This is a genomic window from Burkholderia sp. Bp9143, assembly GCF_003853645.1.
GTDB lineage: Bacteria > Pseudomonadota > Gammaproteobacteria > Burkholderiales > Burkholderiaceae > Burkholderia.
Genome location: NZ_QTPO01000010.1, coordinates 141,152 through 167,793, shown reverse-complemented (window position 1 = coordinate 167,793; position 26,642 = coordinate 141,152). Strand labels below are relative to the sequence as shown.

The 26,642-nt window shown below is 63.5% G+C and carries 26 protein-coding genes; 10 read left to right on the top strand and 16 right to left on the bottom strand.

Annotated features, from left to right (window positions below; genetic code table 11):
- Window positions 1–55 precede the first annotated feature (55 nt).
- The 3 genes from DIE23_RS10165 to DIE23_RS10155 all read right to left on the bottom strand — a co-directional run bounded on the left by DIE23_RS10165 (window position 56) and on the right by DIE23_RS10155 (window position 2,972).
- Window positions 56–757, bottom strand: a complete 702-nt coding sequence (locus tag DIE23_RS10165) for a DJ-1/PfpI family protein (protein WP_124611995.1) — start codon at window positions 755–757, stop codon at window positions 56–58.
- Window positions 758–1,059: 302 nt separating this feature from the next.
- Window positions 1,060–1,986 carry a threonine/serine dehydratase gene (locus tag DIE23_RS10160; RefSeq protein ID WP_124611994.1) on the bottom strand — a complete coding sequence of 309 codons (927 nt, stop codon included), beginning with the start codon at window positions 1,984–1,986 and terminating at the stop codon, window positions 1,060–1,062.
- Between the two features lie 14 nt (window positions 1,987–2,000).
- Window positions 2,001–2,972, bottom strand: a complete 972-nt coding sequence (locus DIE23_RS10155) for a nitrilase-related carbon-nitrogen hydrolase (RefSeq protein ID WP_124611993.1) — start codon at window positions 2,970–2,972, stop codon at window positions 2,001–2,003.
- Window positions 2,973–3,093: 121 nt separating this feature from the next.
- On the opposite strand from DIE23_RS10155, the gene DIE23_RS10150 reads away from it, so the two are divergent.
- Window positions 3,094–3,837 (top strand): IclR family transcriptional regulator, encoded by a 744-nt coding sequence (locus DIE23_RS10150; RefSeq protein ID WP_124611992.1) that lies wholly within the window; start codon window positions 3,094–3,096, stop codon window positions 3,835–3,837.
- Between the two features lie 319 nt (window positions 3,838–4,156).
- Here the strand turns inward: DIE23_RS10150 and DIE23_RS10145 are convergent, their stop codons facing one another.
- Window positions 4,157–5,143: a zinc-dependent alcohol dehydrogenase family protein gene (locus DIE23_RS10145; protein WP_124611991.1), complete on the bottom strand. Its 987-nt coding sequence runs from the start codon at window positions 5,141–5,143 to the stop codon at window positions 4,157–4,159.
- A 100-nt stretch (window positions 5,144–5,243) separates the two neighbouring features.
- Here DIE23_RS10145 and DIE23_RS10140 point away from each other — a divergent pair, with 100 nt between their 5' ends.
- On the top strand, window positions 5,244–6,113 hold the full coding sequence (locus DIE23_RS10140; protein WP_124611990.1) for a LysR family transcriptional regulator: 870 nt from the start codon (window positions 5,244–5,246) through the stop codon (window positions 6,111–6,113).
- A gap of 194 nt (window positions 6,114–6,307) precedes the next feature.
- Here the strand turns inward: DIE23_RS10140 and DIE23_RS10135 are convergent, their stop codons facing one another.
- The 5 genes from DIE23_RS10135 to DIE23_RS10115 all read right to left on the bottom strand — a co-directional run bounded on the left by DIE23_RS10135 (window position 6,308) and on the right by DIE23_RS10115 (window position 11,536).
- Window positions 6,308–7,285, bottom strand: a complete 978-nt coding sequence (locus tag DIE23_RS10135; protein ID WP_124611989.1) for a VTT domain-containing protein — start codon at window positions 7,283–7,285, stop codon at window positions 6,308–6,310.
- 53 nt (window positions 7,286–7,338) lie between these two features.
- On the bottom strand, window positions 7,339–8,610 hold the full coding sequence (locus DIE23_RS10130) for a patatin-like phospholipase family protein (RefSeq protein ID WP_124611988.1): 1,272 nt from the start codon (window positions 8,608–8,610) through the stop codon (window positions 7,339–7,341).
- 10 nt (window positions 8,611–8,620) lie between these two features.
- Entirely contained in the window at window positions 8,621–9,403 is a 783-nt protein-coding gene (locus tag DIE23_RS10125) for a 3-hydroxybutyrate dehydrogenase (RefSeq protein ID WP_124611987.1), read from the bottom strand.
- A gap of 15 nt (window positions 9,404–9,418) precedes the next feature.
- The gene (locus DIE23_RS10120; protein ID WP_124611986.1) at window positions 9,419–10,198 is read right to left on the bottom strand and encodes an acetoacetate decarboxylase; all 780 of its coding nucleotides are present in this window, start codon (window positions 10,196–10,198) and stop codon (window positions 9,419–9,421) included.
- 336 nt (window positions 10,199–10,534) lie between these two features.
- Complete coding sequence (locus tag DIE23_RS10115; RefSeq protein WP_124611985.1) at window positions 10,535–11,536, bottom strand: bestrophin family protein; 1,002 nt, start codon at window positions 11,534–11,536, stop codon at window positions 10,535–10,537.
- Between the two features lie 269 nt (window positions 11,537–11,805).
- On the opposite strand from DIE23_RS10115, the gene DIE23_RS10110 reads away from it, so the two are divergent.
- Complete coding sequence (locus DIE23_RS10110; protein WP_124611984.1) at window positions 11,806–13,014, top strand: NAD(P)/FAD-dependent oxidoreductase; 1,209 nt, start codon at window positions 11,806–11,808, stop codon at window positions 13,012–13,014.
- Window positions 13,015–13,130: 116 nt separating this feature from the next.
- On the opposite strand, the gene DIE23_RS10105 is transcribed toward DIE23_RS10110, so the two are convergent.
- Window positions 13,131–13,631, bottom strand: coding sequence for an Ohr family peroxiredoxin (locus DIE23_RS10105; RefSeq protein WP_124611983.1), 501 nt, complete (start codon window positions 13,629–13,631; stop codon window positions 13,131–13,133).
- Window positions 13,632–14,001: 370 nt separating this feature from the next.
- Entirely contained in the window at window positions 14,002–15,531 is a 1,530-nt protein-coding gene (locus DIE23_RS10100) for a PLP-dependent aminotransferase family protein (RefSeq protein WP_124611982.1), read from the bottom strand.
- Window positions 15,532–15,725: 194 nt separating this feature from the next.
- Here DIE23_RS10100 and DIE23_RS10095 point away from each other — a divergent pair, with 194 nt between their 5' ends.
- Both DIE23_RS10095 and DIE23_RS10090 read left to right on the top strand, forming a co-directional pair.
- Window positions 15,726–16,469 carry an SDR family oxidoreductase gene (locus tag DIE23_RS10095; protein ID WP_124611981.1) on the top strand — a complete coding sequence of 248 codons (744 nt, stop codon included), beginning with the start codon at window positions 15,726–15,728 and terminating at the stop codon, window positions 16,467–16,469.
- Window positions 16,470–16,553: 84 nt separating this feature from the next.
- Window positions 16,554–17,591 carry a LysR family transcriptional regulator gene (locus DIE23_RS10090; RefSeq protein WP_124612017.1) on the top strand — a complete coding sequence of 346 codons (1,038 nt, stop codon included), beginning with the start codon at window positions 16,554–16,556 and terminating at the stop codon, window positions 17,589–17,591.
- A gap of 39 nt (window positions 17,592–17,630) precedes the next feature.
- On the opposite strand, the gene DIE23_RS10085 is transcribed toward DIE23_RS10090, so the two are convergent.
- Window positions 17,631–18,677 carry a LacI family DNA-binding transcriptional regulator gene (locus DIE23_RS10085; protein WP_124611980.1) on the bottom strand — a complete coding sequence of 349 codons (1,047 nt, stop codon included), beginning with the start codon at window positions 18,675–18,677 and terminating at the stop codon, window positions 17,631–17,633.
- Between the two features lie 212 nt (window positions 18,678–18,889).
- Between DIE23_RS10085 and DIE23_RS10080 the strand changes: the two genes are divergently transcribed.
- From DIE23_RS10080 to DIE23_RS10070, 3 genes are read left to right on the top strand one after another with little or no spacing between them, the layout of a single operon-like run.
- Window positions 18,890–20,260, top strand: coding sequence for an MFS transporter (locus DIE23_RS10080; RefSeq protein WP_185646418.1), 1,371 nt, complete (start codon window positions 18,890–18,892; stop codon window positions 20,258–20,260).
- A gap of 42 nt (window positions 20,261–20,302) precedes the next feature.
- On the top strand, window positions 20,303–21,463 hold the full coding sequence (locus tag DIE23_RS10075; RefSeq protein ID WP_124611979.1) for an L-talarate/galactarate dehydratase: 1,161 nt from the start codon (window positions 20,303–20,305) through the stop codon (window positions 21,461–21,463).
- Window positions 21,464–21,496: 33 nt separating this feature from the next.
- Window positions 21,497–21,706 carry a hypothetical protein gene (locus tag DIE23_RS10070; RefSeq protein WP_311767813.1) on the top strand — a complete coding sequence of 70 codons (210 nt, stop codon included), beginning with the start codon at window positions 21,497–21,499 and terminating at the stop codon, window positions 21,704–21,706.
- A gap of 124 nt (window positions 21,707–21,830) precedes the next feature.
- On the opposite strand, the gene DIE23_RS39470 is transcribed toward DIE23_RS10070, so the two are convergent.
- Window positions 21,831–22,001 (bottom strand): hypothetical protein, encoded by a 171-nt coding sequence (locus tag DIE23_RS39470; protein WP_185646417.1) that lies wholly within the window; start codon window positions 21,999–22,001, stop codon window positions 21,831–21,833.
- Between DIE23_RS39470 and DIE23_RS10065 the strand changes: the two genes are divergently transcribed.
- Window positions 21,991–23,043: a proline racemase family protein gene (locus DIE23_RS10065; RefSeq protein WP_124611978.1), complete on the top strand. Its 1,053-nt coding sequence runs from the start codon at window positions 21,991–21,993 to the stop codon at window positions 23,041–23,043. The two genes, DIE23_RS39470 and DIE23_RS10065, sit on opposite strands and share 11 nt — an antisense overlap.
- A 106-nt stretch (window positions 23,044–23,149) precedes the next feature.
- On the top strand, window positions 23,150–24,121 hold the full coding sequence (locus DIE23_RS10060; protein WP_124611977.1) for an Ldh family oxidoreductase: 972 nt from the start codon (window positions 23,150–23,152) through the stop codon (window positions 24,119–24,121).
- Between the two features lie 91 nt (window positions 24,122–24,212).
- Here the strand turns inward: DIE23_RS10060 and DIE23_RS10055 are convergent, their stop codons facing one another.
- The 3 genes from DIE23_RS10055 to DIE23_RS10045 form a co-directional block, all read right to left on the bottom strand.
- Window positions 24,213–25,142, bottom strand: a complete 930-nt coding sequence (locus DIE23_RS10055) for a DMT family transporter (protein WP_124611976.1) — start codon at window positions 25,140–25,142, stop codon at window positions 24,213–24,215.
- 48 nt (window positions 25,143–25,190) lie between these two features.
- Window positions 25,191–25,388 (bottom strand): 4-oxalocrotonate tautomerase family protein, encoded by a 198-nt coding sequence (locus DIE23_RS10050; RefSeq protein WP_124611975.1) that lies wholly within the window; start codon window positions 25,386–25,388, stop codon window positions 25,191–25,193.
- A 271-nt stretch (window positions 25,389–25,659) separates the two neighbouring features.
- The gene (locus tag DIE23_RS10045; RefSeq protein WP_124611974.1) at window positions 25,660–26,580 is read right to left on the bottom strand and encodes a LysR substrate-binding domain-containing protein; all 921 of its coding nucleotides are present in this window, start codon (window positions 26,578–26,580) and stop codon (window positions 25,660–25,662) included.
- Between the last annotated feature and the right edge of the window lie 62 nt (window positions 26,581–26,642).

Here is a 26,642-nt window from a genome sequence, read left to right as displayed (position 1 = left end):
CGAAGTTTAGTGTCTTGCGTGGACGTTCGCTTGAGCTGATCCGCGTTATAGGCGTTCACTGATTTCGAGCGGCAAACCTCCGGGCCGCCTCACGGACGGGGGCCACGAGCGGTTCGAGGCGGATGACTGCGGCGTCGAGAACGTCCGGGGCAGCCCTTTCCGGATCGCCCGCATCGAATGGCGGCTTCGGGTCATACTCGAAGACGAGTTGAATCATCCTGGCAACGTCACTCCCCCGCAGGATCGCTGCAAGATGTAGGCCGAAATCGACCCCGGCGGTCACGCCGCCGCCGGTCACGCGATTGCGGTCTACCACGAACCGCGCCTTGTCCGGAATCGCCCCGTAGTCGGCCAGGATTTCGCGATAGGCCCAATGCGACGTTGCGCGATAGCCCTTGAGCAACCCCGCGGCAGCGAGGATTAACGATCCCGTACACACGCTGGTAACATAGGCCGCCTTTTCGCCAATCCTCGCCAGGAATGCGAGTGTCTCGGCGTCTTCGACCATCAAATGCGTGCTGATGCCGCCCGGCACGAGGAGGATGTCGTAGTCAGCTTCGCACTCCGAAAAGGACTTCACCGGTGTGATCGTAATCTGTCGGTCGGTCACGACGGGGTTGGTCGTTTTGGCGACCACGTCGACATGCAGGCCGGGGAGACTGGCAAGAATCTGATGCGGGCCGATCAGATCCAATGCCGTGAAATTCGGGTACGCGAGCATTGCAGCGCGCGTCGAGCGGGCGATCGTCGTAGACATGCCATTTCCGTTTGATTTTGAATCGATCTTGGTGAGGTCGGCGGACGCTTCTCGCACCGCTGCGAGCACGTCCGCAGGCGTTGTTTCCGGCGTACCACGATCGAAAGGTTGATCGGGCTCGGTACTGCGCCCGTCAAGCCGATGCGCTGTGTCCGGCAGCCGCCACAGCCTCCGCCACGGCGGGAGGCCGGCTGGATGATTTTCAATTGACCGCGGATCAACGGCCCTTTCTCACGGAGCATGGCGGCTCTCCGCCCGCCGCCCTCGGCAAATCGCTAAAGCCGATGTCGTCTGGATGCCCTTTATGCGAACGACGCTGGATCGGCGTTGCCTCCGCAGATGATCACGGCGATTTTCTCACCGGGCGAGATAACATAGGCGCCCGAAACCAGCGCCGCGAAAGCGGTCGCGCCTCCGGGTTCCGAGGCGATCCTGAGCTTTTCCCACAGAACCCTCTGAGCATCGCGGATCTGCTCGTCCGACACCAGCACGGAGTCGCTCACGGTCGGAAGAAGAACGGAAAAAGGCACGTTGCCGATACGCCTGCACCCGAGAGAATCCGCGGCGATGCCCCCAGTCTCGACATCGACAGGCGTTCGAGCCTGCAACGCGCGATTCAATGTCGGACATTGCTCCGGTTCGACAGCGACGACCTTTACCCGTCCGGAAAACCACGCTGCGATACCGCCAATAAAGCCACCACCGCCAACGGAAACCAGCACGGTGTCGATGTCCGGTAGCTGCGCTTCGAGTTCCATCGCAATGGTTCCTTGCCCAGCTACCGTTGCGGGATGGTCGAACGCGTGCACGTTCAGCGCGCCCGTTTCAGCGGCGCGCGCTTCGCTGGCCGCGAGTGCCTCGACATAGGTATCTCCTGCTACAACGACCTGCGCACCGAGATCCGTCAGCATCTTGCGCTTGAGCGCAGTCGCAAGGCGCGGCACATAGATCTCCGCACGGGCGCCGAGCTTTTGCGCTGCGTAGGCGACGGCGATGCCGTGGTTTCCACCGGACGCCGCGATGACGCCCGCGGGAGGAATAGGTTCGCTCAGCAGACGATTAAAAGCGCCACGTGGCTTGAACGAGCCGGTGACCTGCAGCGATTCGAGCTTCAGGAACGTGTCGCCGGCAACGTCGAACCAACTGTCCTCCAGCCGGATGACGGGCGTCGTACGAATGTACGGGGCGATACGCTGCGCGGCCAGGCGGATGTCTTCATGCGTGATCATTTGGGTCGATCCTCTCAATGGGCTTCCGGTTCGCGCGTCGAAGGGATGACGGTCACCGGCGCCTGGTGACGCTCGTCAACCGTCAGACGAAAAATGTCCGGGCGGCTGTAGTGGCCTGTCACGTCGAAATCAAACTTGCCGCGTGCAATGTTTCGCAGGTCAATTTCCGCTGTGAGAATGGTTTCTTCGCCGAACGCGGGACCTGCCAGAATTTGTCCGAACGGATCGACGATGCAGCTTCCCCCAGCCTGAACCACCGTTTCGGGATCGTCCCCGAACAGACTTGTGTAAGTGTCGGGGAAATCGCCGCGCCGAAGAAACTGATTGCTGGCAAGGACATAGCATCGGCCCTCGACAGCAATGTGTTGCATCGACGCGACCCAGCTCGGCCTGGAATCGGCCGTCGGGGCGCAGTAGAGCTGAATGCCCTTGGCATACATGGCGGTGCGCATCATCGGCATGTAGTTCTCCCAGCAGATCACGGCGCCGAGTTTGCCAAGTGCGGTGTCCAGTACGGGCATCGTCGAGCCATCGCCATACCCCCAGATAAGACGCTCTGAACCAGTCGGCATCAGCTTGCGGTGTTTGCCGAGGAATTCCCCGGTCGGACCGAAGAAAAGAACACAGCAATAGAGCGTTCCCGCGTCGCGTTCAATCACGCCGATCACCATATGAACGCCGTGACGCGCGGCAATTGCGGCAAGTTCGTCCACGCACGGCCCCGGTACGTCGATCGCCGCTTCCCAATACTCGCGATAGGCGTCCCTGCCTTCGTCGCTGCGTCCGCCGACGTACGATCCAAACGCATGCCCTTTGGGATAACCGCCCACGAACGCTTCCGGGAAAACGACCAGCCTGGCGCTTCGGGATACAGCAGAAGCAACCAGATCGTCGACCTTTGCCAAGGTTCGACGTTGGTCAAAAGGAATGGGCGTTCCCTGGATGACGGAAGCGATCCACGGCGCCTGCGTGCTCGACTCACTCATTGCTGCCTCCTTGTGTATCAATAGTGAACATGATAGAATCAGTAATGAACATGCTACGCGCTTGTCCGATCTTGGGCAAGTGCCGCGTGTCCTTTTGCATCTACTGTTGAGGAGAGAGGTGATGGGAGAGATCGTGACAGTCAACAGCGTTGACCATGCCATCCGTCTCGTCGAATTGATGGCCGGTTCGGAGAGCGTTCTTGGCGTCAGTCAGATGGCGCAGTCTCTTGACCTGCCGCGGGCGACGGTTTATCGGCTGCTCAAGACGTTGGCCCAGCGGGAGTGGGTCATTCAAGATGACAAGACTTATCGTCTGAGTTTTCGTCTGACTGGGCTGTTTCGGGGCGCTAGTGCAAACGCACAGGCAGCTTTGGCCGAGCAAGTGACGCCGCTATTGCATCGCCTGGTGAATGAAACGGGGGAAACGGCTCACTTCGCCGTGCTCGACGGCGATCGCGTCGTCTACCTTGCGAAAGTCGATTCTCCCCATCCTATTCGCATGTTTTCCCAGATCGGCTGGCGCGGACCGTTACATGCGACCGGCGTGGGCAAGGTCCTGCTTGCTTCGACAGAAGCGAAGCTGCTTCCGCGAATTTGCGATCAGGGACTAGAACGATTCACGCCCAATACGATCGTTGGCAAAGAGCAGCTTGAGGCAGAACTGGCGCAAATCCGCAAGCAAGGATACGCGCTGGATGCTGAAGAGCTGATTGCCGGTCTGACGTGCGTTGCGGTGCCGGTGGTGAGCGGAGAACAGGTTCGCGGAGCGATATCCGTTGCAGGTCCAACGGCCCGACTCGGAAATCCGGAAGCATTGGCAAAGATCCTGCAAGCAGCCGCGAAGACGTTGCCGGCAGCGTCGTAGTGCTCGCGAGGGATTCCGTGGTCGAACGACAGACATGTGTCTTGCGTGAGACGCACCGCGGTGGATTCGTAGTCCGGTATCGAGTGCCTCGACCGTTCGCTTCGGGTCGATCTCGCCGGTCGCGCGTCGCTGGGCGGTGGCCGGCCGAGTTCGGCCAGTTATAGCCATCCGCTTGAGCGCTGACATGGACACTCGAACGTCAAGTTCAATCGGATAGCGGCTCTTTTGTACTGCACAGATCGAAGGCCGCCCGCACTCGTCGGAAACTTCATGCAGTCGGGCATCGGCAGCGAGCAAGGCTCCTTCGTCAAGGTGCATCTCACGTGATGTCCACTACGATTTTTCCGCGTGCGGTGGCGTCCGTTATCGCGTCATAGGCGAGTTCCGCGGACCCCAGATCGAACCGGCGAGGATCGAGATTCGGCGTGAGCTTGCCGGCTTCCGTCAGCCGTGTGGCTTCGCGCAGCATCTCTCCGTGGTGCGCGCGATGCTTGCCCGTCAGGAGCGGATAAAGGGTGAACACGCCTGAATATGTCGCTTCGCGAAACGACAGCGGAGCGAGCGCATGCGTACCCCAACCCAGCGCGCTGACCACATGACCAAAATGCTTGACGGCGGCAAACGAAGCATCGAGTGTTGGGCCCCCAACGTTGTCTACCACCAGGTCAAAGCCTGCGCCCTGCGTCAATGATTCGACGTATTGGTCGACGGACTGCGCCCGATAGTCGATTGGCGTAGCGCCCAGGCGTGCGACGAGATCGTGGTCGCGCGAACTCGCGGTTGCGAAGACCTGGGCGCCGAGCGCGCGCGCCAATTGTACCGAGACATGTCCGACGCCGCCTGCGCCTCCCTGAACCAGCACGGTTTGCTCGGCCTGCAAATGCGCCCGGTCGACGATGCCGGAATACGACGTGATAAATGCGAGGGGCAGTGCCGCGGCTTCTCGCATCGAGAGGTTGGCTGGCTTGATCGCGAGCAAGTCGGCGTCGACTGCCGCGTACTGGGCCAGCGAGCCTTGAATCCCGCCGACGCCGCCCGTCATCCCGTACACCTCGTCGCCGACTTTGAACGCGGTGACGCCGGGGCCAACGGCATCGACTACGCCAGCCATATCGATGCCCAACACCAGCGGCAGCGGATGCTTTGCGTGCGCTGCGCTGCCGGCGCGTATCTTGGTGTCGAGCGGATTGAGGCCGCTTGCCGCAATACGCACCCGTACCTGGCCATGCGCAGGCTGAGGCATCGAGATTTCAGTCAATTCGAGCGGGCCGTTGTAGCGATTGAGGACGAGCGCCTGCATGTTCATGATCATTTCCTTTTCGGTGGAACCAACACGTTGACGGGTTCATAATGGGTCATGCGATAAGGCATGTAAATAAACATCTTTTAACGGTAGCCAAACAAAAATGAATGATTCGGGGTTGGAATGGAGCGATGTCCGGATTTTTTTGGCGATTGCCCGCAGCGGCACGCTGGGGGCGGCTGCGAAGCGCGTTGGGCTAACCCAGCCAACCATGGGCCGCAGGTTGCGCGCGCTCGAGGAAGCCCTTGGACACACGCTGTTTCAGCGCACCAGCGATGGTTTCGTCCTGACGGATGACGGCGCGGCCGTGTTGGCCCATGCCGAGAGAATGGAGGAGGAAGCGCTTGGCTTCACGCGCGCCCTGACGGGCAAAGAGACGCAGCTGACCGGTCTGCTGCGTGTCTCGTCGTCGGACTGGTTCGGCATCCACGTACTCACGCCGGTGTTCGCGCGCTTTCTGGCGAATCACCCGGGTATCTCGCTGGAGCTTGTCACGGATTCGCGCCTCTACAACCTCGCGCGGCGCGAAGCGGATCTGGCGTTCCGCATCACGCCCTTTGACGAACCTGACGTCATCCAGCGCAAATTAATGCACCTTGACTACGCGTTGTATGGACATGTCGATCTGGTCCCGCCGCCGTGCGGGCAGGGGGACGGCATCAGGCTGATCAGCATGGACAGCGCGTTCGGCTCGCTGCCCGACGTCGAGTGGGTCAAGCGAATGCTGCCCAAGGCGAAGATCATGTTCGGCAGCAACAATCGTGGCGTCCAGGCGCGCATGTGTGCTGAAGGAGGTGGCTTCGCCGTGCTGCCTTGCCCGCTTGGCGATGCGACGCCGGGACTTAGTCGGATCGATCTGGGCGAAGCGCCGCCGGGACGCGATGTCTGGCTTGGCTACCACCGTGATCTGCGCCGCGTCGCGCGACTGCGCGCCCTTCTGGATGTGACCATCGAGGCGCTAGCGAGCGTTTGAGTGAGCGATTGAGGACCCCGCGGCCTTCGCAGCGCCGCTGTCCGCGTGAATGGCCGTCGTAGCCTAGAGGTCGTCGTTTGGTACACGACGGTGCGAAGGGCCGCAAGGGGTCGATCACCGCCCTTGATGAGACGACATCCAAGCAATCTCAATCCTGATCTGATACTGACCGAGAGATCAGATCCAGACACATGTCAACCAACCGCCGCATCGCTCATCGCGATCATCGGCTCGACGTCGAAGCCCGCGGCGCGCCATGCATCGATGCCGCCTGCGAGCGGCAACGCCAGCTTGATGCCTGACAGCCGCAATTGCCTGGCCACCGACACCGCGGACACTTCGTTCGGGCACGCACAATAGATGACGAGTGTCCGGTTCGTTCCATGGCGCGCCATGATCTGCCGGGTCTTTCGTTCATCTGCGATCACCGCGCCCGGAATGACGAATGGATCGAGCGTCCTTCGCTCGGCGGAGCGAATATCGATCACGACCGGCCGCGGATTGTTCGCGAGCAATGCATGCAATTCGCCAGCGCTGATCCGTGCCTTGCCGAGCGCGTTGGCCAACATGAGTCTGCGGCAGTAGCGGTACAGGACATACAGCACCGGAACCATGCCGACGAAGATGAGCGCACGCCAGCCAAGACGGGCGACAAACGCGAAGATCACGTCGATCTGCGAAGCGAATAGCGTGCCGATCGCCAGTCCGATCGACGCCCACAGTGCGATGCCCGCACAATCGTGCAACACGAACGAGCGCAACCTGACGGCCATCGCACCGCATAGCGGAACGGCAACGAGCGACAGGCCGGGAACGAACCGCGCAACGATGAGCACGCGAACGCCCCAGCGCCCGAAAAAGCGCTCGGTCGTCCTGACGCACGCTTCGCGCGACTGCGACAGCTTGCAGACGGTATGAAGCGTGCGCTTGCCGTACCGCTTGCCGCCCTGAAACCAGACCAGGTCGCCGAGAAAGCCGCCGATCACGGCGGCGCCCAGTATCGTCGAGAAATGCAGCAACGTCGACGACGCAACATGCGTGACGAGCGCAATGCCAGCCCCGACCGTGATCAACGTCGGTATCGCGGGCAGAGGCAGGCCGAGCGAAGACCCGAGCACATTCAGGAATACGACCAACGTGCCGTACCGCGCAATCATTTCATGCGACATCATGATGCTCTCCTTGAGGCTCGCACTTTCCTGTTCACGGAGGGCGTCGCCACGCTTCACCTGGCGACGGACAACACCTTCTCCGGCACGTGTTTCGCTGCCGGCAACGCGTCCGTGCCCCGGCCTTCCGCTTCGTCGACGTCCTGCCGATAGCGGTGAACGTCCCGCGTGACGAAGCCGATTTCGCGGCTCGGGATATCGAACCAGCTCGGGTGTCCGAACGATCGCCGAATGTCCTCGAGGCCGCTCGCCCAATGCTCGCGCATGGTGTCCTTGCTGAACTCATAGTCCTTGTAGTGCCCCTCGAACGACTTGTTCTTGTAGATCAGGTGCACGACGTTCACCGCACTGCCATCGGCCGTCTTCTGCGCCTCCCGCAACAACGGGTGCGCAAGCCGCACGTGTTCGGGAATGTGTTCGAGCAGCGCCTTGATCATCTGCGCATGCTTCTGGTTCTGCGACATGAACGCGGTGATGGCGCGCGTGCGGCTTGAATACTGAATGTCCTTGGTGCGCTCGCTGACATCGAGGAAATCGCTCGGCAACTTGCCGCGCGAACTCCACAGATCGATCTGGAAAACGAGCGTGTCCTTGTGCTGGCTTTCCCTGATGATCTCGGTCAGCGGCGTGTTGGACACCAGTCCGCCGTCCCAGTAGAACTCGCCGTCGATCTCGACGGCCGGAAAGCCCGGCGGCAGCGCGCCGGAGGCGATGAAATGCTCCGGCGCGAGACGCATTGTCGAATTGTCGAAATAGACGAGATTGCCCGTTCGCACATTGACCGCGCCGACGGATACGCGAATGTTTCCATCATTGATGCGATCGAAGTCTGCGTACCGCAACAGCGTCTCACGCAACGCCGAGGTGTCGTAATAGCTGACCTGGTCGGGGCGCTTCCTGCCGAACCCGGCGAAAGGCGCATGCGTGCGCGGGGAGAAAAAGCCGTCCTGGCCTTCCATCAACGTGCGCGTTGCGGCCCATGCGCTCGACCACCTGCGTCCCATTTCTTCCAGCCCGGACCACGCCGACATGTAATTGCCGAAGTGCGAGAGCGGATCGGTCGGCTGACTGATGGTGTTCCAGAAGCCGCGCAGTGCTTCCGTTCGATCCGTGGGCGCATTGCCGGCGATGATCGCCGTGTTCAGCGCACCGATCGATACTCCGGCGATGCGCGTCGGTTCCACGCCGACCTCGGCCATGCCCTCGTATACGCCGGCCTGGTATGAGCCGAGGGCGCCGCCGCCCTGCAGCACGAGCCCGATTTCGTCATAGGCGGGAAGCTTGATGTGATGGGGCTGCTTCAGCTTGTTACGCTGGCTCGAATACATGGCGTTCTCCTTACTGCATGAACCAGCCGTGGCTGACGACGATCGATTGCCCGGTGAGCGCGTTCGATTCGAAGCCGGCCAGGAAGGCAACCGTGTTCGCGACATCGGCCAGCGACGTGAATTCGCCGTCGACCGTCTCTTTCAACATGACGTCCCTGACGACCTGTTGTTCGGAGATGCCGAGGACCTTCGCTTGCTCGGGGATCTGCTTGTCGACCAGCGGCGTTCTGACGAAACCGGGGCACACGACGTTGGCACGCACGCCACGCGGCCCACCTTCTTTCGCGACGACCCGCGCGAGACCGAGCAACCCGTGTTTCGCGGTCACATAGGCGGATTTGAGCGGCGAGGCCTCGTGCGAATGCACCGAGCCCATGTAGATCACCGTGCCACCCTTGTTCGACGCGTACATATGCCTGATGGCGGCCCGGGTCGTCAGAAACGCACCGTCGAGGTGGATGGCCAGCATCTTCTTCCAGTCCGAAAATGCGTAATCCTCGATCCGGTTGACGATCTGGATGCCTGCGTTCGACACGAGCACGTCGATTCCGCCCAACCGGCTTACCGTTTCGGCCAGCCCCGCGTCGACGGCTTCCTCGCTGGTGACGTCCATGGCGATCGCCAACGCCTTCCCGCCGTTGCCGACGATGTCGTCGGCAACCTTTCGCGCAGCCTCGAGATTCAGGTCAGCGATCACGACGGTCGCGCCGTCCATCGCGAGCTTGCGCGCGCACACCGCGCCGATACCGCTTGCCGCGCCCGTCACGAGCGCGATCTTGTCATTCAGTGCCATACGTCCTCCGGGAGCTTATTGGTTGACTGCGAGTTTCAGCGACTCGGCAGGGGCGAGATAGTCATAGGCCACTTCGCCGATATCGAGCGTGAGGTTTGCAATGACGTGGCGTGCGCCGATCACGCGGCGAACCGGCAGATCGGCGACCGATGCGAGTGCATGCGGATGCAGTTCGAGCGCGGCAGGCCCCTCCCATGCACCGAGCACGTCGACGTCGCGCAGGAAGAAACGCACCAGTTCGCAGATGCGAGCCGAACCGTCGACGTGCGGAATGACCTTGAGCAGGTAGTTGGGCGTGTCGGCGAGCTTGCGGCGCTCGGCCGCCGTGTCGAGGGCGCGATACTTGTAACCCATCGTTCCGGTGGCGATGCGCTGCGTGCCATAGTCGAGCGTGCCGAGCAGCGTGTCCTTGCCATCGACGCAGAGCTTCGGCGACGCGAGTTTCTTGGGGAATCCCCAGATTTCGCGTCCGGCCGCGATCGGGCCTTCGTCGTCGAGGTACATCGCGTGCGTGAAATTGGCTCGATTGCCGTCCTCGTCGAGCACGGAGATCACCTGACCGCTCTCCGTGTAGTCGCCGAACCCGGACGAATCGGGCATGCGAATGAATTCGTAATGGACGACGGGTTGGTCGACCTTCAGCGGCTCCGGAACGACGGCACGAAGGGCGTCCATGTCCGTCTCGTACGAAATGATGAAGTACTCCCGATTGATGAAGCGGAAGGGCGGACGCGGATACGCCGGGTTATGCACGGGCATCGCAAATGCGTTGTCGCGGATATCTTCTTCTTTCACGGATCGTTCCTCGGTTATAGACGTGCTGTGTCACACCCATCGCGCCAGCCTCGGCTGGCACGGCCAATGACGTGCGAGGACGCAGCGCGACGCGGACTTGCCGCGCGCGGTCGCACGTTGCTCTTGCGGTGCCGTGTTGGTTACCCGGATGCATCAGGCAGCATTTGCGGCCACCGTCAGCGCCAAGCGTAGGCGATGCGGCCTTGCGGCAGTAGCGTCGCAAACGACCTCACCATGTTGTCCTGGCGACAACAATCGACGACGGGAGGTGTGGGAAGCAATGATCGAGGGGCGGCGATCCGGCGCGCCGCTCGAAAGACGACATCGGTCGTTTCGCTATAGCGCAATGACGGCGTGGCTCGACGAACCGGCTGCGTGTTCTCCGAGCATCGCTTTCAGATCTCGCTCGATCGTGCCGCACAGCGTCGAAATGGGAACATCGTTCGCGCCGCCTTCGAACGGATTCTCCGTGCTTTCGCCAACTTGATCGAGCGACGTGTACATCCACGACACCGCGACACTGCAGGGCACCACCAGCCAGACCATGTTGCCGTGCATGAAGCCGCTCACGCTATCGTTCAAGCGGTTGAATTCGCTCAGAAGACCGAACGGAAGCGACAGGCAAAAAAACCGGACGAACAGGGCGCTGACAGTCGCGTACTGACGCGGATAGGGGAAATTCTTGAAACGTTCGGATCGCGACTGGAGATCAATGAAGTCTCCAATGGTTTTCTGAAGTTCCATATGGAAATTCGAATTCAGATGGCCGGCCAGGTGAAGCGCTTTTAGCGAAGTGCCTTGCAGGCCCAGCACGAATGTCGTGATGGAAGCGCAGGCGAGCGCCTGTTCCGCTTCAGAAGGAGACAAGTATTTGGGCAGTATTTCCTTGATGTCCTTTTCCCATTCCGGCACGCGATAGAAGCGACGATACTCCGCGTTGTGGCGCTTGTCCGTGCTTTCCCAGACACGCGGGCGGCGCAGGTCGTATCGCAGCGCGGTCAGCCAGGCGAGGTGTCGATAGACCAGCTTTCGGGCAACCTCTTCGTCCGTCACGAAGTCGCGCGTGAATTGCCCCCAGCGACGGCTTTTGCTCTGGATGTCGGTCCATATGTCCAGCGCATCCATTGACCGGTTGTACGTCTGGACGTTCTTGAAACCAACGATAAAAGACGTCGCGGTTCCGAGGAGCGCCACGATCGTCAGGGGTATCGACAGCCATGTGACGGAAAAGAATTGATACAGAACGACCGGCACGGAACCGAAAATCAGAAGCTCGTAAATCTTCCAGCGAGTCCAGATCAGAAATTCCGACAGTTTGTACGATTTGCCGAGATGCATTTTATTTGCCTCGTCGATGACTCAGGTGGGTGACGAATAGCGCGCGTTGGTCGCGCGCGATCTTTCGTCACGCATCATGCCTGCGATCGATTCGGCCGGGATGGGGTCGATTGGTGCGCAAGAGGCAACATCGTGAGCACGCTTGAGGATCTACTGCGCAATGCCGCGTCGACCTACGATGACTTCGCACGACGACGTTTTCCTTTTGCCTGTTCGACTTGCAGCTGGCATCCGTCGACATCGCAATTCACCAACCGAGGGCAATCATCATGTCGCAGAAAATCCTGATAGTGGGTGCCGGCTTCGCCGGCGTGTGGGGCGCACTAGGCGCGGCTCGCGTGCTGGATGGTGCCGGTGTGACGAGCGGCGACGTTGAAATCACGTTGATCTCGCCGAAACCGGAATTGCAGATCCGGCCGCGGCTGTACGAAAGCGAGCCGCAGCAAATGGCCGCGCCGCTGCTGCCGCTGCTCGACGCCGTCGGCGTGAAATTTCTCGAGGGCAGCGTCGAAGAGATTGCAGTCGACGAGAAGACGGTCAGTGTGGCTTGCGCCAGCGGCCAAAAGCGCTTGCTCTCGTACGACAGGCTGTTGTTGACCAGCGGCAGCAAATTGAGCCGGCCGCCGGTGCCGGGGCTGGCTGATCACGCGTTCTCGGTCGATCGTATCGAGGACGCGGTGGCGCTCGATGCGCACTTCGCGGCGCTGGCCAAACTTCCGGATTCGCCGGCACGCAATACCGTCGCGGTCGTCGGCTGCGGCTTTACGGGTATCGAGGTCGCCACCGAATTGCCGAGGCGATTGCGCGAGCGGTTCGGCCCGGACGCGGCGATTCGCGTTGTCGTGATCGGTGCGCAGGGCGAGATCGGCCCCGATCTCGGCCCCAATCCTCGGCCTTACGTCGCTGAAGCCTTCGACGCGCTGGGCGTCGAGGCCGTACTCGGATCGCGCGTCGTGTCGGTGGGGGCGGACGGCGTTCGCACCGCGTCGGGCACGCATATCGAAGCCATGACCGTGATCTGGGCAGGCGGTATGCATGCCAGCCCGCTGACGGCGCAAGTCTCCTCGCATCTCGACCCGCTCGGACGTGTCGAGGTCACGCCTGATCTTCGTGTCGCCGAAGCACCGCATGTGTTCGTGGCGGGCGATGTGGCACGCGCGCGGAGCGACCATGACGGGAACTATGCCTTGATGTCGTGCCAGCACGCGATCGTGATGGGGCAATTCGGCGGGCACAACGTCGCCGCGGACTTGATTGGTGTGCCGACGCTGGAATACACGCAGCCGTTCTATGCAACCTGCGTCGACCTGGGCGAATGGGGTGCTGTTTACTCGGAAGGCTGGGACCGTCAGATCAAACTGACGCATGCCGAAGGAAAGGCGCGCAAGCAGATGATCAACACGCAGTGGATCTATCCGCCGGCGCCGAATCGCGCCGAGGCGTTGGCGGCAGGCAAGCCGCAGGTCTCCTCCGACTGACCTGCCGGCGCCCCCGCACGTGTCGCGCGATGCGCGGCGGGGGCGGTCAGGCACGTGGCAGCGACAGCAAACGCTATCGATGCACGAGACGCCACCGCCGCGCGACCGGCGGTGAGTCAGTCAACGACGGTCACGATATTGACGGTGCCTTGCCTGGCCATCTTGGCATACGGACACAAGCGCTCCGCGGTTCGAACCAGCTCTTCCGCGATGTCGCGATCGATACCGGGCATCCGGACCCGGACATCGACAAGCAACGCATAGCCGCCGTCCATGGGATCGCGGCCGAACGAAACCTGCACCTCCACGACCGTGTCGGTGAGTTCCAGGTCGGCGCGTTTTTCGAGCAGGTTCAGCGCACCATGGAAGCACGCGGCGAAGCCCGCCGCGAACAACTGTTCCGGATTGGTCCCGTTGCCGGGCCCGCCGAACTCGGTGGGCAGGCGCAGATCGACCGCGAGATTTCCATCGTCCGAGCGGACCACGCCTGAAGCACGGCCGTGTCCTGTCTCGCCGCCGGTGACGGTGACGCTCGTTGTATAGAGCGGCTGAAAATCCCGGCCCCGATACCTGTCGAGGAGGGAAAGCGGAGGGGCCTGCAGCTTCTTGTCATCCATGATGCACGCTCGAGTTCGACGACGCGCTCCGACCCTCGGTCATTCGTTCGTCGAAGCGTCTTGCAACCGGGGCTGCACTGCCTGGGCAGATGGCGTCTTCAAGAAACGATGTGGAGCGAACTGTCGTATGAGGAATGCGGCAATCTTCCGGCACGGCCCGATTGATGGTTCGTCTACGGGAGAAAGATGCCTCCATGCTAGAGAAGCGCGAATGACGACGGTATAGCCATCAAAGGCGAATGTATGTTTCCCGTTGGACACCAATCCGAGCGCTGCCATGATGGTCCGCCACGAATTTTCACGCGGCGCTCGGTGGCGGCGGCCGCCGGTGCGCACTGATGCAATGCACGCGGTTGCCGGGTGTCGCGCGTCAGCGATCCAGACAGGCGCGCAGCGTTTTGGCATGACGTCGCGCTTCGTCCGCATCGGCGATGTTCGCGAACCCGATGATGAGCCCGCGCGGCGTTTGCTCCGTGTGGCTGTTCGAATACCAGATCGATAGCGGCAGGACCGCGATGCCCGCGTCGCGGGCACGCGCGGCAACGGCCACATCGTCGACCGGCCCGTCGGGCCCCTCTGCGAACCGCACCGCGAACTGAATGCCGCCCTCCGGCAATTCGACGATCAGCCGTTCGCCGAACGCCTGCCGCAACGCATGCACGATCAGCATGCGGCGCTCGCCGTACAGCGTGCGCATGCGCTTCAGATGCCGGGCAAAGTGCCCCTGCTCGATGAAATCGGCCAGGGCCGCCTGCAGGAGTGTCGGCGAACCGGCATTCATGCTGCATGCCACGCGTTCGACGCGCTCCACGGCGCGTTCCGGCACGACCGCGTAGGCGAGCCGCAAACCGGGGTACATCGCCTTGCTGAAGGTGCTGCAGTAGATCACGTGATCCCGCCGGTCGAGGCTCTTCAACGCCGGCAGCGGACGGCCGAGATAGCGAAACTCGCTGTCGTAGTCGTCCTCGACGATCCAGCCGGACGTCTTTTCGGCCCAGTCCAGCAAAGCGATGCGACGGGAAAGCGACAGCGTATGCCCGAGCGGGCTCTGATGCGACGGTGTCACGAGCGCGAAGCGCGCGTGCGGGTCCAGCTGCAGGCCGCGCCCGACGTCGATCCCGTCGGCGTCCACCGGCACCGGGACGAGTTGCACGCCGGTCTCGGACAGGAAGCCGCGGGCGAGCAGATAGCCGGGATCCTCGAACCACACACGGTCGTTCGCGCGTGCGAGGCTGCGCAGCACGAGTTCGAGCGTCGCGCGGTAGCCGCCGGTGACGAACACCTGTTCCGGCACGCAGGTGACGCCGCGCGACAGGGTCAGATAGGTCGCGATGTGTTCGCGCAGCGGCCGGTAACCGGCCGGATTCGGGTAGCCCAGCAGCGCGCGGTCGCAGCTGCGCGCACGCAGCGACACGAGCCGGTGCCAGACCTTGCGCGGGAACGCATCGAGCGCGGGGAGCCCCGGTTGCAGCGGGCGCGGCTCGCCGCTCATCGCGACGGCGATCGGCTGCGGGCGCCGTGGCGGCGGATCGTCGCGCGAGAGGCCCGCCTCCTGGCGCGGGCCGGCGGGGCCGGTGGCTTCGGCGTGCGCCGCCGGTGCGCCGCCTCGCGCGGGCGCCGCGCGGGTCAGCGCGATCGGCAGGGACGGCGACACGAACGTGCCCGCCGCGCCGCGCATTTGCAGGTATCCCTCGTCGACCAGGATCGTATAAGCCTGCTCGACGGTGCCGCGCGCCGTGTTCAGTTGCGTCGCCAGACCGCGCAGCGCGGGCACGCGATCGCCGGGGCGCAGGTGACCGGCGGCGATCGCGGCCCTGAACCGCTCGCAAATCTGCAGATAGACGGGCAACTGGTGGTGCCGGTCGATTTCGATGGTCAGCGGGGGCGTTTGCGTGGACATCGCGATCTCCCGGGTAACGCGAACAGATATGGCATGGACTAGTCCGATCGACGATTCTTGGCACTTATGGATAGGACATGATTCTTCCACAATTGCGCCACGTGATGCGACGGTCATGGCCGCCTTCACCGGATCCGGTATCCGTCACATCCGCTTCGCATTCCAATGCAATCCATTCGTCAGGAGATTTTGCGATGAAGATCGTTGTCATCGGCGGTTCGGGCCTGATCGGCTCGCGGGTCGTCACGCTGCTCGGGGAAGCGGGCCATCAGGCGCTGGCCGCATCGCCGCGCACCGGCGTCAACACCATCACGGGCGAAGGCCTGACCGACGCATTGACGGACGCGGACGTCGTCGTGGACGTGGCGAATGCGCCGTCGTGGGAACCGCAGGCGGTGCTGGACTTTTTCCGCACGTCGGCGCGTAATCTCGGCAAGGCCGAGGTGGCCGCGGGCGTGCGCCATCACGTTGCGCTGTCGATCGTCGGCTGCGACCGCATGCCGGAGAACGGCTATTTCGCGGCCAAGGTCGCGCAGGAACAGGCGATCGAGGAGGCGGGCGTGCCGTACACGATCGTGCGCGCGACGCAATTCATGGAATTCATCGGCGGCATCGCGGATTTCGGCACGCAAGACGGCACGGTCCGGATCGGTGATGGGCTGTTTCAGCCGATCGCCGCGGAAGACGTGTCGGCGCTCGTCGCGCAAATCGCGCTCGCCGGGCCGCTGAACGGCACGGTCGAGATCGCGGGCCCGGATCGCGCGCCGTTCGCGGAGATCGTCGCGCGCTATCTGAAGTCGGTCGGCGACACGCGCGCGGTCGTGACCGATCGCGATGCACGTTACTACGGTGGTCGCGTCGAGGAAAAATCGCTGGTACCGCTTGGGCCTGCGCGGCTTGGCCGCATCAGTCTCGACCAATGGCTCGCAGAAATCTGATTCGCGTTCGCACATTTGGCGGTGCGCCGGCGCAGGCCGGCGACGGACAGTCGGAATGAGCGGCATGCGTTGGGGGCAGCGGAAATGAATCAATCGGAACCATCGGAGCATGGCGTTCGGCACGACCTGGCGGGTCGCGCCGATGCACTGTCCGCGAGCTTCGGTGCGAGCTATGCGGGCATCCTTGCATTCGTCGCAGTGGCGAGCGAGGGGAGTTTCACCAAGGCTGCCGAACTGCTTGGCGTCGGCCGGCCGGCCGTGAGCCGGAACGTCCAGAAGCTGGAGGCGCAGTTGAGTACGCGGCTGTTCCAGCGGACCACGCGCACGACCGAACTGACTTGCGAAGGCCAGCGATTCTTCGAGAACTGCCATCAGGGCGTGGCACAGATCGTCGAAGCCATGAACGACATGCTTGAGTTGCGACAGGGGCCGCCGCGCGGCCTCATTCGTATCAGCTCGGCGGTGGGGTTCGGCAGGAAGATCGTCGCACCGCTGCTGGAAACGTTCGCGGAGGCCTACCCCGACATCGTCATCGACCTGTTGCTCGACGACCGGCCGCTCGACCTGGTGTCGGAACGGATCGACGTGTCGTTCCGCAATGGCCGCATCGAGGACTCCAGCATCATTGCCCGGCAACTGATTCCGATGCAGTTGGCGCTCTGCGCGGCACCGTCGTATGTGGCCAGGCACGGGCTCCCGAAGAGCCTGGAGGATCTCGGCCAGCACAAGTGCATCAATTTCCGTTTTGCCAGCGGTCGCGTCTTCGAATGGGAGTTCAATGTCGACGGCCGCGTGCAAAAGTACCTGCCGACGTCGCGCCTCACGTTCAACGACACGGATCTGGTGTTGCGCGCGGTGCTGAACGGGTCGGGCATCGCGCAGATGGCTGGCTACCAGATACGCGACCATCTCGCGTCGAACGAACTGGTCGTCGCGCTGGCGAAGCATGTGCCTGAGGATCGCGGCCACTACATCTGCTATCTGAGCCGGCAACATCTGCCGACGCGCATCCGCATCTTCGTCGACTTCATGACCGAGCAGATTCGCGCGCTCGATCTGAACTGCATGACACGGTTCAATCCCGATGTCCCGGGGGCTTCGTCGGCGGGGCTGGCGGCCTGAAGCGTCGATAAAGCGTGTCGCGTCGGCCGTTCACGCATATCACGCGCTGTCCCGATCGATGATCGTGAAACCCGTATCGATGCGTACCTTGCTCTTCGGCGCATCGGGCCTTGAATCCGCCGCGAAGCGCGCGAGCAGCGCCTCGGCCGTCTTCATGCCGATCGTCCTGCCGTCGACGCGCACCGTCGACAACGACGGGTAGACGTGCGCGGCGGTCGACAGATCGCCGAAACCCATCACCGCGATGTCGCCCGGCACATCGAGCCGTCGGCTGGCAGCTTCGGCGAGCACGCCTTGCGCGAGCGTATCCGAGCTGCAGACGACCACATCCGGCGATGCAGCGGCCAGCATCCTGCCGAGGCCCTCGCGACCGGCCTGCAAGGTCGCCGGCGCCGGCAGGATTTCGAACGCGGGCGGCGCGATACCTTGCCGGGCCAGCTCGAGCTTCAGGCTTTCGCACCGTCGCAAGCCGCGCGGATCGTCGACCGAGATGATGCCGAAGCGCTTGTATCCCTTGCCGACCAGATGGCGCGCGACTCCGGCGCCGACCTGTTCGTGCGAGAACCCGATCATCATGTCGATCGGTTTATCGGTCAGGTCCCAGATTTCGACGACGGGAATGTTCGCTTTCGACAGCCGCTTGATCGTCGCCCTCGTATGGCTCGTGCCCGCCAGCACGATGCCGTCGGGCCTTCGCCCGAGAAGCGCTTCGACCAGCGCCTCTTCGCGCGCCTTCGAATAGGCGGTCAGGCCGAGCAGCGTCTGGTACCCCGACGTCGACAGGCCGTCCATGATTGCCTGGACCGTGTCGGCGAAAATCGAGTTCGCGATCGTCGGCAGCAGGATGGCCACGAGCCGGCTTCGATTGCTCGCGAGGCCGCCTGCGAGCAGGTTGGGTACGTAGCCGGTCGCGCGAACGGCATCGAGCACCTTCTTCTGCGTGTCGCCGCGAACCAGCTCCGGACGATTGAGCGCACGCGACACGGTCATCGGCGCGACGCCCGCGACCCGTGCCACATCGATCAGCGTCACGCTTCCACTCGTGTCTGCGCCGGCGGCCGACCGGCTTTCGTTCTTTCTTGCCATCTCCATGCGTCCTGCGTTGGGCTATTTCCATGTCGTCCGTGACGGCGGGCGGGGCCCGGCACCAGATCGGCATTAGAGCATGAAGCCGGTCGTCGCCGGGAATGGGGCCGGAACTCGCGGGCGCCAATGTCGGTGTAAACGATGATGATTGCGCAATCATTGTATGATCCTGTTCACCAACACGAGATGCAACGAACATCAAGGAGACGACAGTGGCAACCGACCAGCGCGCCGGCAGGCGAACCAACGTCCGATGGTTCATCCTCGCGATGATCTTCATCGTCACGGTGTTCAACTACGTCGACCGGGCGACGTTGTCGATTGCGGCGCCCGGCATGCGTCACGAGCTGGGCTTCGACGCGCTCACGATGGGGATCGCATTCTCGGCGTTTGGCTGGGCCTACACCGCGCTGCAGATTCCTGGCGGGCTGATTCTCGATCGTTTCGGCGCGCGGCTCGTGCTCGGCGCGAGCCTGATCGCGTGGTCGGCGCTCACGTTCCTGCAAGGCTACGTTCACCTGTTCGCGTCCGCATTCGCGGCGTTGTTCGCACTGCGATTCCTGATGGGGGTGGCCGAGTCGCCGGCGTTCCCGTGCAACAGCCGGCTCACGGTGATGTGGTTTCCGAACGCGGAGCGCGGGCTCGCGACGTCGATCTTCCAGCTCGCGCAGTATTTCGCGCTGGCCGTGTTCACGCCGGTGATGACCTATACGGTCAGCCGCTGGGGCTGGCACTACGTGTTCTTCACGACGGGGGCGGTCGGGGTGCTGATCGGGCTCTGGTGGCTGAAGTCGGTACGGGAGCCGCAGCGCGACCACCGCGTGAATGCGGCGGAGCTCGACTACATCGCCTCCGGCGGCGGGCTGCCGACGATGGGCGACAGCCCGCGGCCGTTCAAATGGCGCGAGGTCGGCGCGATCGCGGCCAACCGGATGATGATCGGCGTCTATATCGGCCAGTTCTGCCTCACGTCGATCACGTGGTTCTTCCTCACCTGGTTTCCGACCTACCTGATCGAAGCGAAGGGCATGTCGATCCTCAAGGTCGGGCTCGTCGCATCGGTGCCCGCGATTGCCGGGTGCGTCGGCGGCCTGATCGGCGGGCTGTGGTCCGACTGGATGCTCAAGCGCGGCTTCAGCCTCACCGCCGCGCGCAAGACGCCGATCATCAGCGGTCTCGTGCTGTCCAGCACGATCGTCGCGGCGAACTACGTGCACTCGACCACGATCGTCATCCTGGTGATGTCCATCGCGTTCTTCGCGAAAGGCGTCGGCAACCTCGGGTGGTGCATCGTCGGCGACGTGTCGCCGAAGCACGCGATGGGTATCAGCGGCGGCATCTTCAATTTGTGCGGCAATCTCGCGAGCATCGTCACGCCGCTTGCGATCGGCTGGATGATCAAGCGCACCGGCACGTTCGAAGTCGCGCTCACGTATGTCGGGGCGCTCTCGCTGCTGGGCGCGTTCTCGTATCTGTTCATCGTCGGCAGGCTCGAGCGGATCGAGGACCCTGCAGCCGAGTCCGATGCTGGCGCTGAAGGCGGGGCCGTGCCGGTGTCGCTGAAGCCGACGCGCGGCAGCTGAACGACTTCACGTATCGAATTTCTCTCGCCAAAGGGCATCTCCATGAATACCTCGTCTTCCCTCGTCTGCGCCGCGTCGAACGACCGGATCAAGTGGGTTCGCGTCGCGTCGACGTTCCTGCCGCTGGCCAACCCGATCAGCGACGCCAAAGTGCTGACCGGGCGGCAGAAGCCGATGACGGAAATCGCGATCCTGTTCGTCGAGATCGAAACGGCCGACGGTCATCGGGGCCTCGGCTTCAGCTACTCGAAGCGGGCGGGCGGCCCCGGTCAGTTCGCCCACGCGAAGGAGATCGCGCCGACGCTGATCGGCGAGGACCCGAGCGACATCGCGCGCCTGTGGGACAAGCTCGCGTGGGCCGGTGCGTCGGTCGGACGCAGCGGGATGGCGGCGCAGGCGATCGGTGCATTCGACGTCGCGCTGTGGGACTTGAAGGCGAAGCGGGCGAACCTGTCGCTGGCAAAGTTGCTCGGCGCGCACCGCGATTCGGTGCGCTGCTACAACACGTCAGGCGGTTTCCTGCATACGCCGCTCGATCAGTTGCTGATCAATACGGACGCGTCGCGCGAGAAGGGCATCGGCGGCATCAAGCTCAAGGTCGGCCAGCCGGATTGCGCGCTGGATATCCATCGTGTGCAGACCGTGCGCAAGCATCTGGGCGACGCGTTCCCGTTGATGGTCGATGCGAACCAGCAGTGGGACCGGCCCACCGCGCAGCGCATGTGCCGCACGTTCGAGCAGTTCAACCTGGTCTGGATCGAGGAGCCGCTCGACTGCTACGACGCCGAAGGTCATGCGGCACTCGCCGCGCAGTTCGACACGCCGATCGCGACCGGCGAGATGCTGACCAGCGTGTCCGAACATTGGGAATTCATTCGCTTGCGCGCGGCCGATTACCTGATGCCGGATGCGCCGCGCGTGGGCGGCATCACGCCGTTCCTCAAGGTGGCGACACTCGCCGATCATGCGGGACTGATGCTGGCCCCGCACTTCGCGATGGAACTGCATGTGCATCTCGCTGCGTGCTATGCGCGCGAGCCGTGGGTCGAGCATTTCGAATGGCTCGAACCGCTGTTCAATGAACGGCTCGAGACGCGCGACGGCAGGATGATCGTGCCGACGCGTCCGGGGCTGGGGCTGACGCTCAGCGAGCGTGTCGCAGGCTGGACGGCCGAAGAGGCGGAAGTCGGAACTCGGGCTTGACGTGTCGACCGGGCGGCGTTGCAGCGGCGAACCGTGCCGTCCGACGAACTCTATTTCGCGCTGAAACCGCAATCGCGCAACCTCGGCGCGGTCGACTACGACGACCTCGTCGCAGGAAAGCCGCGGGCCGTCGATCGAAACCCGAATGGCCGGTTCGCGCGCTTCCGGATCGGCGACGCCGTATCCGCGCGCAATACGCACGCGGCCATTCACGACGCGCTTCGGTTGATGAAGGACATCTGATCTTCCCCGTCCGATTGCGCCGCGGCGGACCGCGGACCTTCGCGCCGCTGCCGATCGTGCCTTGCGCCGGTTGCCTAAGCGGCGCTTATGATCAGCACAACCCGGGCTAAATCAGATCGGCCGGTCATTCGACCGGAGTATGTTGCCTCATCGGATCGATGACCATGACCAGGACGGAGCAGCGCCGTCCGGTCGTGGGAGCGACGTTGCGCGGTGCGCGGACACGCTCGCGCAACGCCGAGCACGATCCTTGTCGGTAGAGAACGTAGGCAAACAGGAAGATCATGACCTTCAAGCGCACTTTCCATGCCGTCGAGACTCACTCGGGTGAGCCGATGCGCGTGATCACCGGTGGCGTTCCCCATATCCCGGGCAACACGGTCTACGAGCAGATGAAGTGGCTCGAGCAGAACGACGACCAGATCCGCATGCTGATGCTCCGGGAGCCGCGCGGCTATCCGCCGCTCTGCTGCAATCTGGTGGTGCCGGCAAAACACCCGGATGCGGCGGCGGGCTACATCATCATGGAGCAGGTCGAATATCCGGTGATGAGCGGCGGCAACACCATTTCGGTTGCAACCGTGCTGCTCGAAACCGGGATGATCCCGATGCAGGAGCCCGTGACCGAGTTCCAGCTCGAAGCGCCGGCGGGACTGATCGGTATCCGCGCGGAGTGCAGCAACGGCAAGGTCACGTCGGTCACCTTCAGGAACGTGCCGGCGTTTGCCGCCCACATCGAGCAGGTCATCGACGTGCCGCATCTCGGCAAGGTCACGGTGGATGTGGGCTGGGGCGGCATGTTCTACGTGATTGCCGACGTTCGCCAGTTCAAGGGCCTCGAACTGAAGCCCGAGCACGGCCGGGAAATCACCCGGGTCTCCGCGCTGATCCTGAAGGCCGCGCAGGAGCAGTTGCCCGTCGCGCACCCGCACTATCCGGGATACGGCATCACGATCGCGCAGCTGTCCGGTCCGACGGACAATCCGAATGCGGACTGGAAGAACGTCGTCACGGTGGCCAGCGGCGCAATCGACTTCGACAATCCGGCGACGTGGACCGGCGCCGTCGACCGGTGCCCGTGCGGAACGGGCACGTCCGCGAAGATGGCCACCCTGCATGCCAAGGGCCAGCTGGACCTGAACCAGCCATTCCGGCACGAAGGCGTGCTGGGAACCGTGTTCACGGGCAACCTCGTCGAGCGGGCCAGCATCGGCGACATCCAGGCTGTCGTGCCGACGATCTCCGGCCGCTCGTGGATCTACGGCTACAACACGTACGTGCTCGATCCCGACGACCCGTTCGTCAACGGCTTTACGATGGGCGACATCTGGGCATGACACGGGGCGGCCTGGCAGGCCGTCGATCGGCAGGACAGGCAGGCATGCGGGCGACCCGGGCACGTCGAAACGGCTCGGGTCGTCCATTGCATTTGGGGACGAGACGATGAAATACGAGCGTGAAGCGGCGCGGCAACTGGCGTGCGACGCGATCAAGGCGGTGGGCGCGAACGATGCGATCGCGCATTCGCTCGCCGAGGCCGTGATATCGGCTGAACTGGCCGGCAGCAAGGCGGTGGGTTTTGCCCACCTGCCGGATTACCTGGACGGTTTCGCGAAGGGCAGGATTGCCACGCGTGCCGAGCCGGAGGTGAGCTTTCCGGCCCCGGCCGCCGTACGGGTCGACGCGTGCGGCGGAATCGCGCAACTGGCCTATGACCGCGTGTTCGACGAACTCGTCGACCGGGCGAAGACTTACGGCGTCGTCACGCTGGCCGTGTCGAACAGCTTCACCGTCGGCGAACTCGGCTACTACACGCGCAGGCTGGCGGAGTCGGGCCTGGTCGCGCTCGGCACCTGCAACGCGACCGCGCAGATGACCACGCTGGAGAGCGGCAAGGCTGTGTTCGGAACCAATCCGGTGTCGTTCGCCGCGCCGGTTGCGAACGCGCGGCCGTTCGTGATCGACCAGGCATCCAGCGCAACCGCATTCGTCAACGTACGCAAGGCCGCGGAAACGGGCGAGGCGATTCCCGACGGGTGGGCGGTGGACGGGCAAGGCTTGCCGACCACGGACGCGCGCGCGGCGATCAGCGGCCTGCTGTTGCCGTTCGGCGGCGCACGCGGCGCCAACATCGCGATGATGATGGAGATCCTGGCCGCGGGCGTGACCGGCGCCAACTGGTCGATGGACGCGCCGCCTTATGCGCGAGGGAGCGAGACGCCGGGCGTCGGGCTGTTCGTCATGGCCGTGAAGGCCGATGTGTTCGCCAGCGATTTCGAAGCGCGCCTGGCCACGCAGATCGCCAGGCTGGCGCAAGCCGGCGTGCGGATTCCGGGCAGTCACATCAAGGTGCGCGAGATCGACGTGCCGGACGATGTCATGAACCGGGTTCGTGCGTTCGGATCGGCTGGTTGAACCTGAGGCCGCCCCGGTCGGCGGGGCGGCGGAACGCGCGGGCGGTCGTAGTCGGTAGTCGATCCGGTTGCGCTGCAACCCTGCATCGACGTCACTCGGCGGACGCAGCGCCCTGGATGAATCGCGACTGCTGCCGCGTGCGGTGCTGGCGGCCCGCTTCGAGCATCGCGATGCTGCCGAGAATGAGGACGGCGGCCATGATCTCCGTTAGTCCTACTGCTTCACCGGTGCTCCACCCGATGAGCAGCGCGACCACGGGCGTGATGTATACGGCGCCCGCAGCCGCCACGGTGCCGAGTTTCTGCAGCAGGTAGTAGTACAGAATGAACGCCGAGCCGGTGCCGAGCAGACCGAGCCCGATCACGATCCCGGCCGTCGCACGGCTGTCGTCGAAGATCCGCCCGATGCCGTGGACGTCGGTCAGTGCGGCAAGCATCAGCAACGCGACGCCCATCTGCCAGGTCACGATGGCCAGCGGCGCGAGGCCGGTCGGCGACAGGAAGCGCCGGGCGTAGATGTACGAGAATCCGAAGAGGGCCGATCCCGACATCATCCATGCGACGCCCGCCAGGCTGATGGCGTCGCCATTGCCCACGCCGGCCCACGGCCGCGCGATCAGCACGATGCCTGCCATGCCCAGCGCGACGCCATATTGCGTCAGGCGATTCATCTTCTCGCTGCGCAGGAACAGGCCCGATGCCAGTGACGTAAAGAGGGTAGACGATCCGCCCAGCACCCCGGCGATGCCGGACGGGAGTTGCGTCGTCCCCTGTGCCATCGCGAAGTAGGGGAACGCCGCGGCCAGCGCGGCCATCACGGCGAAATGATGCAGGTAACGTATCTGTCCTAGCCGGACCGCGCGTTGATGCCACGCGAGCACGGCCAGCGGCGCGAAACCGAACAGGACGCGAAGCAGCGATATCTGGCCCGGGCTGATGAATGCCCCTGCCCATTTCATATAAATAAAATTGGATCCCCAGAACACGCCGAGGAGGACGAAGGCGCAATAGGTTCGTATCAAGATGGATCCTGTCCGGCGGATTGGCGATCGATGCGGGTGCGCTTCTCGTCAGGCGGGGCGCGATGGTTCGGCGCAAAGCTCGCCCGCGATTGCCCAGTCGCTGGCGGGAACGTCCTCGAAGATGACGAAGGTATGCCTGGGTTCGATCCCGGCATGGCGAAGCAGGCTCTCCGTGATGTCGGCCGCGACGGCCTTCTTGGCGGACGCTTCCTTGCCCGCGAGCCAACTGACGCGAACGACCGGCATGGGCATCTCCTTTCTGACGCAGATAGTGATTGATCGTGGCGCAGCACCGGCGTGGCGCTGGCGTACGTTTCGGGCCAGTATCGGAAGGATGAAAGGGCGGGTCAACGGACTATATTTTCACGGTCGCATTACATTAAGTTATGGGGGCGGGACTGCAGGCAACGACCGCAACGCGACACAGTGAATGCGCGCAGGCGGGAAGAAGTCGACCAGCGTCACGGACGCGATGCCGGTCGAGCTACGACGGGTGCGGAAGGTCGAACGGCGCGGTTCAGCGAACCGGGAGATCCTCGCGCAACCAGTCGATCAACTGGTTGACTGCAGGCGTGATCGAGCGGCCGTGCGGCACGACGACGAAATAGGCGTCGGTCATCTTGCAGGACGCGATCGACAGACGGACCAGCTCGCCGGTCGCCAGCAGGTCGTGCACCATCCGGCTCCAGCCGAGCGCGACCCCCTGCCCGTATCGCGCCGCCTGGACGGCGTCGGTATAGAGGCTGCAGCGCAGCACGTAGTTCAACCGGCTCGGGCGGTGACCCACCGAGTGGAACCATGCGTCCCAGCCCATCCATCCCTCGTAGGTCGAATCGGATTCGACGAGCGGCAGCGCGGCGAGCGCCTCGAGCGTTTCCGGCGTGCCGTTTTCCTCGAGGAACCGCGGCGAGCAGACGGGAAACACTTCCTCGTCGAACAACAGGATCGACGTGCCGTCCGCCCACCGGCCGTCGCCATAGCGGATCGCGACATCGACCTCGACGTGCCGGAGGTCGGCCGTGAACATCTGGGTGGTCAGCCGCAGCTGCAACGGGGGATTCAGTTGCTTGAGCTTGGGAAGCCGCGGCAGCAGTCGAAACTGCGCGAACGGCGCGGTCGACGCGAGGACGAGTTCCTGCTGCTCGGCGCCGGTCGACAGGCGATCGAATACGCCGGCGATCTTCTGCATGGATTCGGCCACTGTCAGGTACAGCATTTCCCCCTCGGTCGTCAGCGCGATCGAGCGATGCAGGCGATGAAAGAGCCGGACATTCAGTGTTTCCTCGAGGAACCGTACTTGCCGGCTTACCGCCGCCTGCGTCACACCCAGTTCGGTCGCGGCGAGCGTGAAGCTCGCCAGGCGCGCGACTGCTTCGAACTCGACCAGCGCCGTCAACGACGGGACGATGCGTCGATACCCTTTGGTTCGTTTTGTCATGTTCATCAGGTTGGTGTCATGCGGGGGGCAGGCTCGCGGCCGGCCGGAGCCCGGCCATCGGA